Genomic DNA, 14,600 nt, shown 5'->3' with positions numbered 1-14,600 from the left:
ATACGACCATGAGGCAGATGGGCCCAATTGGGCAATTGCCAAATCCTGAGGCTTTCCATAACGTCAAATCATGGAAGGACTGCGACGCAAACTGCCCTCTGCCAATGCGCTCTTCGTTTTCGAGGCGGCCGCGCGGCATGAGAATTTCACACGGGCGGCGGAAGAGTTGAATGTGACGCAGCCTGCCGTCAGCCGGACGCTCGCGGGGCTGGAGCAGCATCTGGGCGCGCGACTGTTTTTGCGCGGCAAACCCGGAGCACGATTAACCGAGGACGGTATATTATTGAAAAAAGTCGTTGAATCGGCGTTCTCGCAGATTGACGGCGTTCTGGACCAGTTACAGGAGCGGCGCACGGGCAAGGCGCAGGTCACATTATCGGTTTCGACGGCCTTTACGACGCATTGGCTGATGCCGCGGATCGCGACGTTTCAAAAGGCGTTCTCGGACGTCGATCTGCGGTTTCAGCTGATCCCGGGGCCGGTCACCGGGCCGACGGGCGGCGTCGATATTGCCATGCGATATGGTGGTCCTTCAGACAGCACGGGATGGTTTGTCATGCGTGAAGCGTATGTTCCGGTCTGCGCGCCGAGTTATCTTGATCCGCCGCCTGAGGGTGGACCGGCCCTGATCCGCCTTGACGGAACGGCGGCCGAGGGCGTGGCCTCGCGGATGCCTGGCACCCACCAGCGGCGAGAGTCGCAGCTGGCGTTTTCCGATTACGCCGTAGTGGTGCAGGCGGCGCTGGTGGGGCAGGGCATTGCCGCGGGTTGGATGAATATCGTGAGCTACTGGATGAACGAGGAGCGCCTTGTGCCGGCGGTCGAAGAGATGGTCCTGCCCGGGCGGGACTGCCGTCTGCTGACCCGGGCCGACGGGCCGCACAGGGAGGTCGTGCACGCCGTCCGAGACTGGCTGGTCGATCAGATGCAGGCGGACCTGAGACAGATCGCCCGCCGTTATCCGGCGCTGGGTGTCGAGACGCTTCTGACGCCGGGGGGACAGGCATGAGGCTGCATCCGTCGATCTATGAAGCCTTTCAGGTGGTGATGCGCACCGGCACCATGTCGGGCGCCGCTGACGATCTGGGCCGCAGCCAACCGGCGGTCAGCCGGATGATCGACAAGCTGGAAAGCAGCGTGGGCGTCAAGCTGTTCGAGCGGCGCAAGGGGCGGGTCGTGCCCACCCACGCGGCGCATCTGCTGCTGGACGAGGTCGAGCGGCTGTTCGTGTCGCTGGCGTCGCTGGACGATTTCAGCCGGCGGATGGAAGAGGGGCAGGATGGCGGCGTGCGGATCGCGGCGCTTCCGGCGTTGGGGCTGGATTTCATGCCCGAGGTCATTGCACGGTTTTCACGGGAGCGCCCGCAGGCGCATGTCAAGCTGAACGTGCGAATGTCGGTCAGCGTCGAGAAATGGGTCGCGACACAGCAGGTCGATTTCGGGCTGGCCGAGACGCCGTTTCAGCTGCACGGGTTTGGCACGCGGATCTTCGCGGACACCGCCTATGTCGCGGCCGTGCCCGCGGGCCATCCATTGGCAGACGAAGAGGCGGTGCGCCCCGAGCATCTGCACGACGAACGGCTGGTCGGATGGACCGTGTCGGTGTCGGCCCGCCGGATTATCGACGACATCATGCAGGGCGCGGGGATCATCCCGCGGCAGATCATCGAAAGCACGATGTCGGCACCGATGTGCAACATGGTCAAGCGGGGGCTGGGGCTGGCTTTCGTCGACCCGTTCACGGCCTGGGCCAACCCGCATCCCGGCATCGTATATCGCCCGTTCCGGCCGCAGATTCCATGCCGGTTCGCGCTGCTGCGGCCGGACACGCGGACCCCCACGGTGCTGGCCACGGAATTGATCGGTCATGCCGAAGAGCTGCGTGACGAGGTGCTTGCACTGATACCGTAGGCGGTGCGCTCTCGGTATGCGTATGGTGCATATTGAAAGCAGAACTTTGCATTTTGATTCTAATGGCGGCGGGGTCTTAATGCCGTCCATGAATCAGCAACCCGGCCCTGTTACCGCGCAAACGGACTTCGACGTGGTCGTCATCGGCGGCGGCATCAACGGCACCTCGGCGCTGCGTGAACTGGCGCGGGCGGGGTATTCCGTGCTGCTGGCGGAGGCCGAAGATCTGGGCGCGGGCGCGAGCGGGCGTTCGTCGCGGATGTTGCATTGCGGCTTGCGGTATCTGGAGTCGCCAAAGCCCGTGAAGAACGCGCTGCGCCATCCGGTCCGGTTTGTCCGAGCTCTGCGCATGGCGCGTGATGCGATGCGCGCGCGGGCGGAGCTGTCGCAGGACGAGACCGTCGAGACGCGCGCGATCGAGCTGTCGTTTCCGGTGTGGCGAGACGGGCCGTTTCAACGCTGGCAGCTGGATGCGGGTCTGCGCCTGCTGGGATTGCTTGGCCCAACGGAGCCGCCGCTGGACCGAATGGTGCTGGACGCCGACGCGGCGCGGGCGCATCCCATCGGGCGTCACCTGCGCGACCAGTCGCGATTGCGCGGGATGGTCAGCTTTCGCGAGTATCTTTTCGAGGCGCCCGAGCGGCTGTGTGTCGAGAACGTGCTGGAGGCCGAGGCGTGCGGCGCGGACATCCGCGTCATGACCCGGGCCCGGCTGCGCGCGCGAGACAGCGACGGCGCCTGGCGCGTGGCGTTGGACGGGCTGCGCAGCAGCGGCGAGGTGCGCGCCCGCGTGGTGCTGAACATGGCCGGCAGCTGGGCCGACGACGTCGGTACCTTTGGCAAGCGGCTGATCCGCGGGACCAAGGGGGCGCATATCATCCTGCGCCTGCCCGAGGGGTTTGCCGATCGCGGCATCGCCACGCTGCATCGTGGCGGGCACCCGTTTTATGGCCTGCCGCTGGGGCAGGGCCGATTCTATTTCGGACCGACCGAAACGCCGTTCGAGGGCGATGCGCGGCAGGCTCATGCCGACCAAGAGGATATTGCGTTCCTGCTGGCCGAGGCGAACCACCTGCTGCCTGGGCTGGGACTGACGATTAAGGATGTGGAACAGTGCTGGGCCGGTGTACGGCCTTTGACAGATGACCCCGCGCGTCCGATGGGCGCGCGCGAACGCCGGGTCCACGACCTGGCGCAACAGGGGTTTCAGAACGTGCTGGCGATGACGGCCGGTCCGGTGATGAGCCACCGCAGCGGCGGGCGCCAGATGCTGCGCGAGGTCAAGGGCCGTATCAGTCCCGCGACACAAGGCGATGCCACCGGGCGACCCAAGGTGTCGCGCGCCAACCACCCCCCGGCCAGGTTTGCCGTGACCCACGAACACGCACCCGACCTTTATGCCGTTCTGACCCGGCGCACCGGGGCGATCTGGCGCGGGCTGGTCAGCCGAGAGGAGGCGGCGCGCGTCGCCGAGGAGGTGGCGCCGCTGTTCGGCTGGACCGAAGCGGAAAGAGACGCCCAGGTCGATGCCTTTCTTGCCCGGCAGGAAACCGAGTTCTGCGTGCCGTCGGACCGCAGGACCGAACCGCGACTATCCGACAGTAAACAAGACCAAACCCCAACAAGGAGAGACTGATGACCAAGATGAACAAGATGCTGGGAACACTTGCACTGGCGACGGTGACCGCCACGGCGGGGCAGGCCCAGGAGGTATCGAACGACCGCTTCAAGGACGTGCTGGAGCGCGGCGTGCTGCGCGTGGGTGTGCAGGGTGCATTCAAGCCGTGGGCCTTTCGTGCGCCGGACGGTGCCGTGCAGGGCATCGAGGTGGACCTGGCGCAGACAGTCGCCGACCGCATGGGCGTAGAGCTGGAAACCGTGGTCATTTCCTCGGCCAACCGCATGGAGTTTCTGCAACAGGGCAAGATTGACCTGCTGATCGGCGCAATGTCGGACCGTCCCGACCGCCGCGAGATCGTCGGCATCGTCGAGCCGGCCTACTGGACCTCGGGCCCGACGCTGATGGCCAAGGAAGGCGTGATCTCGTCCTGGGACGATATCGAGGGCAAGCCGGTCTGCGGCAAGCAGGGCGTGTTCTACAACAAGATCGCCGAGGTCGAATTCGGCGCCGACGTGGTGGCCTTTGGTGGCAACACCGAGGCCAAGGAGGCGCTGCGTTCGGGCAAGTGCGTGGCCTGGGTCTATGACGACACGTCGATCGCGGCGGACCTCGCCAGCGGCGAGTGGGAAGGCTATGAAATGCCCGTCGACACGGTATTTTCAAATCCCTGGGGCGCCGCGGTGCCGCTGGAGGAAAAGGACGGCATCTGGGGCGCGTTCCTGGCCGGCATGGCCTATAACTGGCACAAGGAAGGTACGCTGATCGCGCTTGAGGAAAAGTGGGGCGTGAAGCCGTCGCCCTGGCTGGCCGAGATGAACGAGTCCCTTCAGTACGACGATTCCTACCTGGAGAATTGATCGAGGCGGGGGGCGCAAGCCCCCCTATCCGAACCACTGACGGGATATTATTCGTGCTGGACCTGATCGCACCGTTCTTCGAGCGTCTCAACGAGACGACGGGACTCAACTTTTCACCGTTCTACGATTCCTACGACTGGGGCCGTCTGGTCGAGGGCATGACCGTGTCGGTCAAGCTGATCGCGGCCATCATCGCGCTGTCGCTGGTGATCGGCGTGGTGGGGGCGGGCGCGCAGACCTCGCGGCTGAAGCTGGTGCGAGGGCTGGTTGCGGCCTATATCGAGGTCTTCCGCAACACGCCGCCCATCGTGCAATTGTTGTTCTTCTACTTCGGCCTTGGCGCGATCACGCCACAGGTGGACATGGGCGGCTGGTACGAGCCGATGATCGGCTCCTTCGGCTGGGCGGTCATCGCCATCGGGATCTTCGGCGGCAGCTACAATGTCGAGATCTTCCGCTCGGGTGTCGAGGCGGTGCCGGACTCGACGAAAGAGGCCGCGGAATCGCTGGGCTTCTCGGGGTTTCAGATCTTCGTCTACGTGACGCTGCCGCTGGCGTTCCGCATCTGCCTGCCGGCGCTGACGAACAACATCATCTCTTTGGCCAAGACATCGTCGCTGGCCTATGTGATCGCGGTGCCCGAGATCACATATTCGCTGAGCGGAATCTGGTCGGATAGCGTGAACGTACCGGAAATGATGGTGCTTCTTTTCGCCTATTACATCGTTCTGGTCGCGATCATCGCGCGGGTCATGACGATGATTGAGCGTCGGCTGGCGCTGCCGGGGTACGGACAATGACCGAAGGCTGGACCGTATCCCGACTGACATGGCGCGCGCCGGTGCTGGCCGCGTGCCTGTGCCTTGCCGCCAGCCTGGCCGCCGTGGCGCAGGACGAGGCTGCCGCGCGCCCCAGCGCGCTGGACTCGCTGGTGACGTGGATGCCCTTCATCCTCAAGGGTTTTGGCCTGAACCTGCTGATGAGCGTCCTGGCCATGGCGTTCGCCACGGTGACGGGCGTGATTCTGGGCTTCATGCAGATCAGCCCGCTGGCGCTGATCCGGGTGCCCGCCAAGCTGGTGACGCATCTGTTTCGCAACTCGCCCTGGCTGGTGATCCTGTTCGCCATCATGCTGCTGGTGCCGTTCCAGATCACCCTGCCGGGGGGCGAACGCATCCTGATCCCGGACTGGGTCAAGGCGACCTTCGGTTTCGCGCTGCCGGTCATGGCCAATATCTCGGAAATCCTGCGCGGTGCGGTGATGTCGATCCCCACCGGCCAATGGGAAAGCGCCGACAGCTTGGCCATGACGCGCGGGCAGACCCTGCGGCACATCATCCTGCCGCAATGTATCCGCCGGATGATGCCGCCGTGGATGAACTGGTACGCCCTTTTGACGCTGATGACGCCGATGGCCGCGATCCTTGGCGTCGATGAGGCGCTGGGCAACACCCAGGCGGCGATGGAGGCGGCCGGCTCGCGCCCCGAGTTCCTGATCCCGTTCTACCTTTTCCTGATGACGATCTTCTTCGTCTTCATCTACCCGATATCGCTTTACACCCGCCGGCTTGAGAAACGCTTCGCCGCGGCGTCCTGACAGGAGACCCGACCACCATGCCACGCAACGAGAATTGGACCGAGGCGCAGCCCATCGTGGCGCTGCATGACGTACACAAGAGTTTTGGCACGTTCGAGGTGCTCAAGGGCATCGACATCGAGGTGATGAAGGGTGAGGTGGTCTGCATCATCGGCCCGTCGGGGTCGGGCAAGTCCACGCTCATTCGCACGATCAACGGGCTGACCCCTGTCAGCAAAGGGTCGGTCAAGGTCGAGGGGATCGAGGTGCATGACGCCAAGCTGGACAAGCTGGCGCTGCGGCGCAAGGTCGGCATCGTGTTCCAGCAATACAACCTGTTTCCGCATCGCACTGTGCTAGAAAACGTGATGATGGCGCCGCTTCTGGTGCTGAAGGAGAACCGCAGCGAGGTCGAGGCGCGCGCCCGCACGCTGCTGGAAAAGGTCAAGCTGCGCGACAAGGAAGACGCTTATCCGGCGGAGCTGTCGGGCGGTCAGCAGCAGCGCGTCGCCATCGCGCGCAGCCTGTGTATGCGGCCCGACGTGATGTTGTTCGACGAGGTGACAGCCGCGCTTGACCCCGAGACGGTCAAGGAGGTGCTGATGACCATCAAGGACCTGGCGACGGACGGGATGACCTGCATGTTGGTCACCCACGAAATGGGGTTCGCGCGGGAAATCTCGGACCGGGTCTATTTCACCGATGCCGGGCGGATCGTCGAAAGCGGCCCGCCGGCGCAGATTTTCGATGCGCCCCAGGACCCGCGGACGCAGGAATTCCTGTCAAAGGTTCTTTGACACGCACACGACGCTGCCCGCTGCACAACACCGTGGCCGGACCGGCCCTGTTCAACCGGAGATCTCCATGACCGATCAAAGCCCCGTTCGCGCCAAGGACCCGCTGCTGCAACCGCTTGAGCTGAAGAAGCTGGTGCTGCGCAACCGGATCCTGAGCACGTCGCACGCCTGCGGGCTGGAAAAGGACGGCCTGCCGCAGGAGGCCTACCAAGCCTATCACGAGGAAAAGGCGCGGGGCGGCATTGGCCTGTCGATGTTCGGCGGGTCGTCGAACGTGGACGTGGACAGCCCCAATATCTTTCAGCAGCTCAATGTCGGGACCGATGCGATCATCCCGCATTTCCAGCGTTTCGCGGAACGGATGCACGCGCAGGGTGCCGCTCTTATGTGCCAGATCACCCACCTGGGCCGGCGGGGCGATCCCTATGCGCAGGACTGGATGCCCGCGATCGGCCCGTCGCCCATTCGCGAGACGCTGCACCGTGGCATCCCGCGCGAGATGGATGAGCACGACATCGACCGCGTCGTCAAAGCCTATGGGCAGGCCGCGCGGCGCTGCGAGGAGGGCGGGCTTGACGGGATCGAGACGCTGGCCTCGGGGCATATCATCGGGCAGTTCTTGTCGCCCAAGACCAACCATCGCACCGACCGTTTCGGCGGGTCGCTGGAAAACCGGGTGCGGTTCGCGCTGATGGTGCACGAGGAGATCCGCCGCAATGTCAGCGACGATTTCGTTGTCGGGATGCGCTATGTCGTGGACGAGGGTGTCGACGGGGAGTTGTCGGCCGAGGACTGCATCGCGGCGGCGCAGATACTCGAGCGCGAGGGCGCGGTGGATTTCTTCAACGCGCTTTTCGGGTCCATGGACACATCGCGCTCACTGTCCGAAGAGGTGTTCCCCGGCATGGGCGCGCCCGCGGCACCGTGGGTGGCTGCGGTGGGTCGGTTCAAGCGCGAGGTGACGCTGCCGGTCTTTCATGCCGCCAAGCTGTCGGACCTTGCGTCGGCGCGGTTTGCCGTTTCAGAGGGGCATATCGACATGGCGGGGCTGACGCGTCCGCAGATCGCCGATCCGCACATGGTGGCCAAGCTGATGCGCGGCGAAGAGCACCGCGTGCGCCCCTGCGTCGGAGCGGGTCATTGCCAATCGCAGCATCGCCCGAAATGTCTGCACAATGCGTCGACCGGGAGGGAGTTAACCATCGGCCATCGGATCGAGCGCGCAGCAACTTCGCGCAGGGCGGTTGTCGTGGGGGCGGGGCCGGCTGGGCTGGAAGCCGCCCGCGTGCTCGCCGAGCGCGGGCATGAGGTACAGGTCTTCGAGGCCGCCGCGCAGCCTGGCGGGCAGGTGCTGCTTGCGGCGTCGGACTGGCGGCGCGACCTCATCGGGATCATCGACTGGCGGCTTGCCGAGCTGGAGGCACTGGGCGTCTCGATTGACTGCAACCGCTTCATGGACAGTGACAGTATTGCGGCCCTCGAGCCCGATCTGGTCATCCTTGCGACGGGGGGTATCCCGCAAACCGACTTCGGTTCCGGCAGCGATCTCGTTTTATCCGCGTGGGATCTCGTGGGACGGCAGGTCAAACCCGCAAGCGATGTTCTGATCTGGGACAATACGGGCCGGCATCCGGCGCTTCTGGCCGCCCACGCGGCGCAGGCGGACGGTGCCAAAGTGCGCCTGACGACCATCGACGTGACTATAGGCCAGGATCTTGCTTATCCGGAGTCCACCCGATGGCACAAGGAATTCGCAAGAACAGGCCTGCGCCCCGAAGGCAATCTGCGGCTGACCGGCGTCGTTCGCAAGGGCAACAAACTGGAGGCGACGCTGATGAATGAGCTGACCCACGTCACCGAGGCTCAGCTTTTCGACCAAGTCATCGTCGAAATGGGCACGATCCCGATGAACGAGCTGTTCGAGGAGCTTCGTGACCAGTCTGCAAATGGCGGCGTCACGGATCTTCACGCTTTGAAGGAGCTTCGCGCGCAACCCAGAAAGGGCCAAGGGTTCGAACTGCATCGGATCGGCGATGCGCAGGCGTCGCGAAACATTCACGCGGCGGTTTACGACGCGTTGCGCCTTTGTTCAGTGGCTTAGGTGGGGGTGATCCGGCTTGTGGTTTCCAAGGGCTTGGATTGACCGCGTTGGTTATCCAGACAAAATAAGGCGACTCTATCCGGTTGAGCCCGCCCGGGCCGACGGCCTGAGCCGCAAAAGCCAGATGAACACCAATGTCAAAAGAAGGAACAGCAGGCTGAAGGGGCTGGTCACAAAGATCGTCGGATCGCCCTTGGAGACGATCAGCGAGCGGCGCAGGAACTCTTCGAGGTACGGGCCAAGGATCACACCCATCAGCATCGGAACCACGGGATAGTCGAAACGGCGTAGCGCGAAGGCGAAGATGCCGATTGCCAGCGCCATCCACATCTGGAACCCCGAAAAGGACGAGGCATAGACACCCGCCATCGAAACCAGCGCGATGAAGGCGTAAAGCATCCCACGGTTGATCCGCGCCAGCCGCAGGTAGAACGGCCCGAAGGCCACGACCGACACCATGACAAAGGCCGACGCGACGAAGAGCGCGGCGAACATCGGCGCGATGGTGGCCGTGTGGTCGACCAGCAGGCCGGGACCGGGCACAAGACCATGGATCAGTAGCACGCCGAAGATGATCGCGGTGACCGCGTCGCCCGGGATGCCCATCGTCAGCAGCGGGATGATCGCCCCGCCACACATGGCGTTATTGGCGGATTCCGACGCCGCCAGACCTTCGTGCGAACCGTCGCCGAACGCCTCGGGCCGCTTGGCCGTGCGCTTGGCCTCGGCATAGGCGATGAACGATGCCATGGCGGCCCCGCCGCCGGGCAGCATCCCGATCAGCACCCCGATGACCGAGCTTTTCAGGTAAAGAAACGCGCCGATCTCTCGGATGATACGGAAATCGGGGATGAAATCGCGGTGCCGCAGGCGCGGCAGTTCGGCCACCGCCACGCCCATGGCGTTGCGCGCGGGCGTGGCCGCCTGCACCAGAAGCTCGCAGATGGCAAAGAGGCCGATCACGGCGGGCAGCAGGCCGATCCCTTCGACAAGGTGGTAGCTGCCGAAATCGAACCGTCCCTTGGGGACCATCGGGTCGATCCCCACGGTCGAGATCATCAGGCCCAGCGTCATCGCGATGGTCGCGCGCCACAGCGATCCGCGCGACACGATGGTCACCGTAACGACCGCCAGCAGCACCAGCGAGAATTTCTCGGGCGTGCGGAACAGCAGCGCGAGCTGGCTGATCGGCTGGGCCAGCATCATCAGCACCAGCGCCCCGATCATGCCGCCCACGGACGATGCGAAGGCATCAAGGCTCAGCGCCTGTGCGCCATGCCCCTTTTTCATAAGCGCGTGCCCGTCGATGCTGGTGATCGCGCCCGAGGGCGCGCCGGGAATGTTCAGCGTGATGCCGGTGATCGACCCGGCATATATGCCGGCCATGTAGATACCCATGACCATGATCAGCGCGTTCGTTACCTCCATCCCGAAGGTGAACGGCAGCAGTAGCGCGATGGCCAGCGTCGCCGTCAGGCCGGGAATGGCGCCAAAGAGGAGGCCCAGCAGGAAGCCACCGACGAGATAGAGAAACGGCCAAGGTGCGAATAGGGCCGAGAAACCGCCTGCAAGCTCCAGCATGGTCTAGAGGTTCCAGCCGGGCAGGGTCAGCTCGAACAGCCAGACGAAGAACGCCCAGCCGAACAGCGTGACCGCCAGCGCCGTGATCGCCGACAGGACCAGCGCGTAAACCGGCCTGCCGCTGTCCTCGAAATTGAAGTAAAGCGCGACAACAAAGGTATAGGCCCCGGCGGCCACAAAATAGCCCACCCGTTCAAGCCCGTAGGCGAAAAGCGCGGTGGCCGCGATCACGACCAGTGGCCCCAGCACCGTCACGGCGGGCACGGTGTCAGACTGCGGACGCGCATCGGCAGTCTCGGCGCGGCCCCGCCGCAGCTCGACCAGCAGAATGCGCAGGGCGCCCACATACATGATCGCACTCAGCACGATCGGCAGGAACGACGCGCCGGGTTCGACACCGTTCTCGAAGGGCAGGCCCAGCTTGAAGATCTGGCTGGAATAGACCGAGGTCAGCACCAGCAGCACCAACGCAAAGATCGCTTGTCCGTTCGGGCGGGCAATTCCGGTCATTCTAGGGGCGTCCTTCGCGCGGGGCAGGCGGCGGGGCGCGTCCTTTGCCGGCGCCCCGCCCGTGGGCTTACTTCTCGAGGATACCCTGCTCGATCAGATTGTCGATAAGGGCAAAGGCCTTTTGTTGCGACGCTTCGACATAGGCGGTGGTTTCCTCGGCGTTCATGTAGACCGCCCCCATCGCCGTTTCCTCGGCCTTGGCCTGGAATTCGGGCATTTCGAACACCGCGGCAAAGCCTTTTTCAAGGACATCCTTCTGCGCTGCGTCGATCCCCTTGGGTGCCGCGATCAGGCGGAAGCTGCCCCAGACCACGTCATAGCCAAGTTCGGTCATGGTGGGCACGTCGGGCAGGAATTCGCTGCGCTCGGTGCCCATGACGCCCAGCACGCGGGCCTGTCCCGATTCCACCGCCGAGTAGACCGCCGATGCGCTGAGCGAGGCCGCGTCGGTTTCGCCCGACAATAGCGCCTCGCGCTGGGGGCCCGATCCGTCGGGGTAGGGCACGTGGTTCACCTCGATCCCCGTCGCATCGGCAAGGTCCAGCGCAGGCAGGTGCCACACCCCGCCGCTGCCCACGTTCGAGATCGACAGCGTGCCGGGCGCTTCCTTGGCGGCGGCAATGAAATCTTCCAGCGTCTCGTAGGGCGAGTCCGCGCTGACTGCCAGCACGGTGGGGTGCACCGTGACCGAGGCGAGGTATTCCAGCTCGTCGGTGTTATAGCCCGGCACGAGGTCGTAAAAGGGCACGGTAATCACACTGTCCCATGTCAGCGAGCCGATGGTATAGCCGTCCGGGCGCGCCTTCATCAGGCGCAGCGTGCCGATGCCGCTTTGGGCGCCGGTGATGTTCTGGGTGTTGATGCCCACGCCCAGCGTCTCTTCGGCGAAGTTCATGAAGGTCCGCATGACGGTGTCGGTGCCGCCGCCCGCGCTCCAGGGCATGATGTGGGTGATATCCTTGCTGGGATAGTCTTGCGCCATGGCGCCGCCCAGCGGCATGGCAATGGCCAGCGCCGCCAAGGCGGCCGTTCTGCGAGTGAATTTGAGCATTTGCTTTTCTCCCTGTTGGTTTTCGTTGTGACCCCCGGCACGATCCGGGGGCGTCGTAAGGTCAGCCCATCCAGCGGCGGACAGGCGCCTTGGCTTCTTCCAGCGGCTGGCAGACGATATCGACCAGCGTTGGTCCATCATGCGCGATGGCCTCGCGCAGGACGCCTTCCAGTTTGGCCGGGTCCTCGACCCGCCACGACTTGACGCCGTATGCGGCGGCCACGGCGGCTTGGTCGACCCGGTTGAAATCCACGTTATAGTACCGCGCCCCGCAATCGTCATGCTGGCTGGCCTTGATCCAGCCGAAATTGGCGTTGGAGAACACGATATAGGTGATCGGCGCCCGGCAGCGCGTCACGGTTTCCAGCTCGCCGCAGGTAAACCCGAACGACCCGTCGCCCATCAGACCAACGACCTTGGACGTGGGCCGACCGAACCATGCGCCCAGCGAGGCCGACAGGGCATAGCCCAGAGCGCCATGCGCCCGGTTGGTTATGAAATGCCGGCCGGGTTTGGGCAGCTGGTAATAGGACGAGAAATAGGGGCAGGATGTGCCAGGGTCCGACACCACGGTCGCATCCTCGGGCAGCACGGCTTGCAGGGTCGCGATAACGCGTTCGGGCTTGATCGGCGTCGCGTCGGACTGGGCCAGCGCGCGGAACTTGTCGAACTTGCGCTTGTGGATGTCGGCGATGGCCGCGGCCCCGCCGAAGGTGTCGGCGCCCTGGCCGCGGCGGTCCAGCTCGGCGTTCATCGCGGCAAGGGTCATGCGCAGGTCGCCCACCACGCCCACCTCGGTCGGAAGCACGGCCCCGATCACCATCGGATCGACATCGCAATGCACGACGCGCGTGCCGGGCTTGGGCGCTTCCCACCGCGACGTGGTGGTCGATCCGGCCCGGCAGCCCATGAAAACGACCAGATCGGCATTCGCCATCGCCTCCCAGGTCTCGTCCGTGCCGCCGTTGCTGCCCACCACGCCCAGGCAGTTGGGATGCGTCTCGGCCAGGCTGCCCTGACCGGAAATCGAGGTGGCCACGGTGATGTCGAGCCGCGTGGCAAGCCGGTCCAGCTCTTCCATGCCACCAGAGATCACCACGCCGCCGCCGCAGACGATCAGCGGCGATTTCGCCGACAGGATCGCATCCAGCGCCGCCTCGACCGCGCCTTGTTCCGGGCCGGTGCGATAGGCCGGATAGCTGGCCAGCTGCGGATCGGCCCAGACATCGTCGGCGGGGACGTCGTCATACTGAATGTCATAGGGCAGCCCTAGATGCGCCGCGCCGGACCGCCCCGTGGTCATCGCGCGGAACGCCTGCCGCACCATGCGAGGGATATGATCGGCGCGTTTGATCACGGTGTTCCACTTGGTCAGGGGACGCATCAGCGCCTCCTGGTCCACCTCGGTCAGCGGATAGCGGCCATAGCTGGCGACCGACACGTCGGTGGTTATCCCCAGCACGGCATAGGAACTTTCGCTCGCCTCGATCAGGCCCGGCAGGATATAGGTGGCGCCGCCGCCCGACGGACCCTCGCAGACGCCCACCCGGCCGGTGACGCGGGAATAGGCGTCGGCCATGTAGGTCGCGCTGCGTTCGTCGCGGGTCAGAACATGGCTGATCGGGTGATCCAGTTGCAGCATCGCGTCATAGAACGGCAGCGTCGTGTCACCGCACAGGCCAAAGATATGCCGCACGCCATGGGCCTCGAGGCTTCTCACCATGGCCTGCGCGCCTGTCATCGAGTTGCTCATCCTGTCTCCCACCTGCATTGTCACGCGATCACGCATACTACACATCTGTATACAGCACCATATTCAGAAATGTACGCAAAGCAATTGCTATTTTTCCGGTGCCGGGTAGGTTGGGACAGACGGCTTTTGAGGGATCATGTTTCAAGGTAACGAAATGGCGGAAGATACCGGCGCGGTCGAGCGGGCATATCGCACACTCAAGGAAATGGCGGCCAGCTTCGAGTTCAAGCCGGACGAGCGTCTGAACGAAAGCGCGATCTCGGTGCAGCTGTCGATCAGCCGGACGCCCCTGCGCGAGGCGCTCAATCGTCTGACGGCGGAAGGGTTCCTGACGTTCCGGCGCGGCCAGGGGTTTCATTGCCGGTCGCTCAACCCCGCCGAGATGCTGGACCTATACGAGGCCCGCTCGGCGATCGAGGCCGAGGCTGCCCGTCTTGCCGCGCGCCGGGCCGATGCCCAAGGCGTCGCGGACCTGCGCGCGTTTCTCCAGCAGTCCGAGTCGCGGTACACCGGCGGCGTCTCGCCCGTCGAACTGGTCCGGCTGGACGAGGAGTTTCACCGCCGCCTTGCGCTCTTGTCGCGCAATGCCGAACTGGTGCGCCTGCTCGACAATGCCGCGGCGCGCATCCACTACATCCGCGTGATCGACCTGCAACTGCTTGGCGAACGCGACGGCACGCAGGCCATCACGATCCAGCCCCACGCCCGGATTCTCGACGCCGTCGCCGCCGGGGACGAGGACGGCGCGGGCGCCGAAATGCGCGGCCACATCACCCGGCGGCTCGAGGAGGTGACGAACAACGTCCGCCTCGCCTTTTCCCGGCTCTACGCGCCCTGAGCGG

The 14,600-nt window shown here is 64.7% G+C and carries 13 protein-coding genes; 9 read left to right on the top strand and 4 right to left on the bottom strand.

All coding sequences use genetic code 11. The features are described from left to right. Positions 1 to 70 precede the first annotated feature (70 nt). The 8 genes from XM53_RS19025 to XM53_RS18990 all read left to right on the top strand — a co-directional run bounded on the left by XM53_RS19025 (position 71) and on the right by XM53_RS18990 (position 8,863). Positions 71 to 1,009 carry a LysR family transcriptional regulator gene (locus tag XM53_RS19025; protein WP_057796237.1) on the top strand — a complete coding sequence of 313 codons (939 nt, stop codon included), beginning with the start codon at positions 71 to 73 and terminating at the stop codon, positions 1,007 to 1,009. Next, on the top strand, positions 1,006 to 1,911 hold the full coding sequence (locus XM53_RS19020; protein ID WP_057796236.1) for a LysR substrate-binding domain-containing protein: 906 nt from the start codon (positions 1,006 to 1,008) through the stop codon (positions 1,909 to 1,911). Before XM53_RS19025 ends, XM53_RS19020 begins: the two co-directional genes overlap by 4 nt. Positions 1,912 to 1,999: 88 nt before the next feature. Then, entirely contained in the window at positions 2,000 to 3,547 is a 1,548-nt protein-coding gene (locus XM53_RS19015) for an FAD-dependent oxidoreductase (RefSeq protein WP_057796234.1), read from the top strand. After that, the gene (locus XM53_RS19010; protein WP_057796233.1) at positions 3,547 to 4,389 is read left to right on the top strand and encodes a transporter substrate-binding domain-containing protein; all 843 of its coding nucleotides are present in this window, start codon (positions 3,547 to 3,549) and stop codon (positions 4,387 to 4,389) included. The genes XM53_RS19015 and XM53_RS19010 overlap by 1 nt, the downstream gene beginning before the upstream one ends. 53 nt (positions 4,390 to 4,442) lie before the next feature. After that, positions 4,443 to 5,189, top strand: a complete 747-nt coding sequence (locus XM53_RS19005; RefSeq protein ID WP_082631125.1) for an amino acid ABC transporter permease — start codon at positions 4,443 to 4,445, stop codon at positions 5,187 to 5,189. Further along, positions 5,186 to 5,986 carry an amino acid ABC transporter permease gene (locus tag XM53_RS19000; protein WP_057796231.1) on the top strand — a complete coding sequence of 267 codons (801 nt, stop codon included), beginning with the start codon at positions 5,186 to 5,188 and terminating at the stop codon, positions 5,984 to 5,986. Before XM53_RS19005 ends, XM53_RS19000 begins: the two co-directional genes overlap by 4 nt. Positions 5,987 to 6,003: 17 nt before the next feature. Next, complete coding sequence (locus tag XM53_RS18995) at positions 6,004 to 6,762, top strand: amino acid ABC transporter ATP-binding protein (RefSeq protein ID WP_057796229.1); 759 nt, start codon at positions 6,004 to 6,006, stop codon at positions 6,760 to 6,762. Between the two features lie 67 nt (positions 6,763 to 6,829). Further along, complete coding sequence (locus XM53_RS18990) at positions 6,830 to 8,863, top strand: NADH:flavin oxidoreductase (protein ID WP_057796227.1); 2,034 nt, start codon at positions 6,830 to 6,832, stop codon at positions 8,861 to 8,863. Between the two features lie 75 nt (positions 8,864 to 8,938). Here XM53_RS18990 and XM53_RS18985 read toward each other — a convergent pair whose 3' ends face one another. The 4 genes from XM53_RS18985 to XM53_RS18970 form a co-directional block, all read right to left on the bottom strand. Further along, positions 8,939 to 10,444, bottom strand: coding sequence for a tripartite tricarboxylate transporter permease (locus tag XM53_RS18985; RefSeq protein WP_057796225.1), 1,506 nt, complete (start codon positions 10,442 to 10,444; stop codon positions 8,939 to 8,941). A gap of 3 nt (positions 10,445 to 10,447) precedes the next feature. Then, positions 10,448 to 10,954, bottom strand: a complete 507-nt coding sequence (locus XM53_RS18980) for a tripartite tricarboxylate transporter TctB family protein (RefSeq protein ID WP_057796223.1) — start codon at positions 10,952 to 10,954, stop codon at positions 10,448 to 10,450. Positions 10,955 to 11,021: 67 nt separating this feature from the next. Then, positions 11,022 to 12,005 carry a tripartite tricarboxylate transporter substrate binding protein gene (locus XM53_RS18975; RefSeq protein WP_057796221.1) on the bottom strand — a complete coding sequence of 328 codons (984 nt, stop codon included), beginning with the start codon at positions 12,003 to 12,005 and terminating at the stop codon, positions 11,022 to 11,024. Positions 12,006 to 12,066: 61 nt separating this feature from the next. Continuing rightward, entirely contained in the window at positions 12,067 to 13,758 is a 1,692-nt protein-coding gene (locus XM53_RS18970; RefSeq protein WP_057796360.1) for a thiamine pyrophosphate-binding protein, read from the bottom strand. 154 nt (positions 13,759 to 13,912) lie between these two features. Here XM53_RS18970 and XM53_RS18965 point away from each other — a divergent pair, with 154 nt between their 5' ends. Beyond that, positions 13,913 to 14,596, top strand: coding sequence for a GntR family transcriptional regulator (locus XM53_RS18965; RefSeq protein ID WP_057796358.1), 684 nt, complete (start codon positions 13,913 to 13,915; stop codon positions 14,594 to 14,596). Positions 14,597 to 14,600 lie beyond the last annotated feature (4 nt).

Origin of the sequence: Roseovarius atlanticus (assembly GCF_001441615.1) — a bacterium.
Classification (GTDB): domain Bacteria; phylum Pseudomonadota; class Alphaproteobacteria; order Rhodobacterales; family Rhodobacteraceae; genus Roseovarius; species Roseovarius atlanticus.
This window is presented reverse-complemented; position numbering and strand designations above follow the sequence as displayed.